Origin of the sequence: Arthrobacter sp. NPDC093128, from assembly GCF_040683875.1 — a bacterium.
In the GTDB taxonomy this organism is placed as follows: Bacteria; Actinomycetota; Actinomycetes; order Actinomycetales; family Micrococcaceae; genus Arthrobacter.
On the sequence record NZ_JBFBEY010000068.1, the window covers coordinates 1 to 2,010 of the forward strand.

The window sequence follows — 2,010 nt, forward strand, 5'->3', positions numbered from 1 at the left end:
CGGCCTGTACAAGGAACACCGCGGCCTGATCCATAGTGGCCGGATGATCCGCGCCGACGTCGCTGATGACTCGCTCATGCTCCACGGCGTGGTGGCCGACGGCGGTGCAGACATGAGTGAAGGTTCGACGGCGGCGCTGTTCGCCTTGGTCAGCACACGCACCGCCTTCTCGGAACAGCCGGGACGGATCGCCGTCCCCGGGCTGGACCCGGAGCGGGACTACCGGGTTGAAGCCATCTTCCCGGCCCCGGCCGATGCCGACTACGCGCACACCTTCACGCAGGTCCAGCCACCGGCCTGGCTGGCGGACCGAGCCGAGGCCAACGGGCATTTCCTCGCCGAGGTGGGCCTGCCCATGCCCGCCCTCAACCCGGAGCACGCACTGCTGCTCAAAATCATCGCCCTGTAGCAATTGGAAGGCCTGCCCCGACGTTCCCCCGCTCTCCGGAGCCGCCGGAACGTCGGGGTACTCTTCGCTCAAATTGAGGATGCACATGAAAAATTCTGGTCACAGGTGGCACCGGGTACATCGGTTCACACACAGTCTTGACCCTGCAGGAAGCCGGCCACGACGTGGTGGTGATCGATAACCTCGTGAACTCCAGCAAGGAGTCACTGCGCCGGGTAGCCGAACTCAGTGGCAAGACCGCGGAATTCCACAACGTGGACCTGGTGGACGAAGCCGCAGTGGAAGGCGACTTTGCGGCCAATGCGATCGACGCCGTGATCCACTTTGCCGGGCTCAAGGCCGTGGGCGAGTCGGTCCGCGAACCGCTCAAGTACTACTACAACAACCTCGTGGGCACGCTGAACCTGATCCGGGTTATGGACCGCCACGACGTCCGCTCCATCGTCTTCAGCTCGTCCGCCACCCTGTACGGCGAGCACAATCCCATCCCCTACGTGGAAAAGATGGAGATCGGCGCCAACTAACCTGTGGCTGGGCGGGTCGTCCACGCAACCAGGGCGCTATGCGCCGCTCACGATCCAAAGTTTCGTTCGGCGCTCCCCCCGGTCGCTCACCTCGTCCACGACGCCAGCGCCGCCAGCGTGCTCGTCCCGTGGTCCGCGGAATGACCGTCGGTGACGGGCCCGTCGCTGAGAAGCGCGGCAGTCGCCTCGTCTACCGCAAGTCCGCGCGCGACGCTCTTCTTAGCGGGAACGGCACTGACACTATGCATGGGAGGGAGAAAGCCTATAGCCGCGCGTCCAACTATCGACAGGTTTTCGGATCAACCAAACCAGGACCGCCCTCGGAAGAAGAGTCCGGATCCCACACACCTGGACTCTGTCGACGGATCGTTCGCCAGCCCTAAATTACCCCCAGGACGTTCCCGCTGAACCCGGGAACGTCCTACAAAACGACGGTCTGGAACCGCAAAAGTCATGGCGCCTGCAATAGAGACCTGCAGGAAGTGGTGTCGGCAGAACCATGAGGAAAGGATCAAAATGCGGGTCGAAAAGCCGGCCGTGGACAAAGGTGTGGACAATGTCCACACCTCCTTTGGCCGGACAAACAGCGATGAGCGCACGCTGTCGGGTTCGCAGAAAGCAGCAATCCAAGAAAGATCCTCGAAGATTGTTCGGGTTTCGTCATGTCGTCACCACAACACTTGGGCATGAATGAGTGAGGGCCAACACCTGGCCACCGGAACAGCCAGAAAGGACGGCACATACCCTAGATTCCAGCAGGCGGAAGGCCGACCAGCCAAGACCCCATACCGCCACCCACACAACCGAATAGGTGCCCGCGGCGCCAGGCACAGACCGCGGACAGCGTCAGAGGGACCCGCGGAGGGTCAATGTCCACACATTAAAGCAAAAACCCCTCTGACGAGGCGTCATGCGTGCCCGAGGTGGGACTCGAACTGCATTCCACCCCTTGCAAACACTGAGAAGTCGCGGAAACATACGGAATCCCCTGTGTGTCAGGCTGTTGTGTGACAGGTTTGCTGTCGCCCGGGCCTGGCATGAAGGGCGGGGAAACGGCCCACAATGGACTTCGCTATT

At 62.0% G+C, this 2,010-nt stretch carries 1 protein-coding gene and 1 pseudogene; both read left to right on the plus strand.

Annotation, left to right across the window (positions count from 1 at the left end):
* Window positions 1–409: GH36 C-terminal domain-containing protein (locus tag AB0N24_RS27485; protein WP_364131756.1), on the plus strand; the 409-nt coding region annotated here is incomplete at its 5' end.
* A 92-nt stretch (window positions 410–501) separates the two neighbouring features.
* Window positions 502–930: pseudogene (locus AB0N24_RS27490) on the plus strand (SDR family NAD(P)-dependent oxidoreductase); the annotation flags it as partial.
* Between the last annotated feature and the right edge of the window lie 1,080 nt (window positions 931–2,010).